Here is a 1,322-nt window from a genome sequence, read left to right as displayed (position 1 = left end):
TTTTAATTGTTTGAGGCCGAAAAATCGGTTTATTTAAGAAGATTTCTTAGTTTTATGATGGTAAGCTCCCGTTGAAAACGGGTTTAGTTCAACAATCTATATAAGGATTCAGATAATCAATTCTATATTCTGGACTTCTTCCCGTATAAGCATAGGCTAAGGGCTTGTCATTTAATTCTAAAAGAAGCATTTGAGTGCCTTGTCTGTCAACTTCCACCCAGTAAATAGGCTGCTTCTCGTAGTGCTTAACCTTTCCTGCTATCCGGTGTATAATGCCATCCAGTTTTTCAAGACTGGAAGTGTATTTTTGCATCATAGAATCACTGGTGCCTATCAGTACGGTATCGGTATCTAAAATGTCATGCTTCTCTTTAAACGGAACCACTTCTTTCCAAACCGTATCAAGTTGTGATACGGTTTTGGAATCAGAAGTTTCGCGCTTGCCGGACTCAATATTGCAGGCTGCAAATGAAGCAATACAAATTATGATAAATAACAATTTTTTAATCAACATAGAACACCTGGTTATTGGCTTTGGTAATGGTTTTTTCTTCCTTGATACGGGCAAGAGATTTAAATTCATCAATGGACATAATCCATTGATTCTTTTTGGTTTCATAGTCAATGTAATTTCCATCCTGGTTTCTCGTTAAGATCGTGTTAAACAGCTATAATGAGGATTTATACTTTGAGCAACAACACAGAAGTCGGACTTTATAGACAAACACTAATAAAAGATCGGCCGCTTTTAATAGGCTTATCCCGAACGTTTAAGTAATTAAATCAATAGACCTGTAACTCTGTTTCTCCTTCGGGAAGATAAAGAAATACATGCCATTTTACTTCGTATGGTTCAGGATAAACCTCCGGATCATATTCTGTCAATTTTATCACGGCACTTTTATCAAAAATGCCTCTTAATAATGCGATTTTACTGTCTCTATACAATGCTAATTCGTAATTTTCTATAGGAAAAACTTGTTTTTTAGAGAAACTTGGGTTGAATGATAATAAACTTGTCAGTATGTCTTGTTTAATATCATTTAGGCTAGTTTTATACAATGATCCATAATAATAGGATGATTTGATTTCTGACGATTCTATTTTTCCTGCTATATCACAATTAACAAAGTATTGCCTGATTTGCTCATATTTCCTCAGCACCCTTTCTTCCAAATCGGGCAGGGTACGTAAATCCACGGCATTTTCTAACCGGTGTGAGTGGTCCCACGGCACCTGCGCCTGAAAAGTAATGGTGGTATCCCAATATTGCGTGCCGTTGTCCAGAACATATTCCGGAAGCGTGATTATTTCGGTTAAAT

At 36.4% G+C, this 1,322-nt stretch carries 2 protein-coding genes; both read right to left on the bottom strand.

The features are described from left to right. Positions 1–88: 88 nt before the first annotated feature. Positions 89–514, bottom strand: coding sequence for a hypothetical protein (locus BY457_RS18860; protein WP_106154876.1), 426 nt, complete (start codon positions 512–514; stop codon positions 89–91). A gap of 269 nt (positions 515–783) precedes the next feature. Continuing rightward, positions 784–1,322, bottom strand: a 539-nt coding sequence (locus BY457_RS19120; RefSeq protein WP_181256541.1) for a hypothetical protein, incomplete at its 5' end; no start/stop codon positions are given.

It is taken from the genome of Marinilabilia salmonicolor (assembly GCF_003003035.1).
Classification (GTDB): Bacteria; Bacteroidota; Bacteroidia; order Bacteroidales; family Marinilabiliaceae; genus Marinilabilia; species Marinilabilia salmonicolor_A.
Note: the sequence above shows the minus strand (reverse complement) of the source record. Positions and strands in the feature narration are given on the sequence as shown.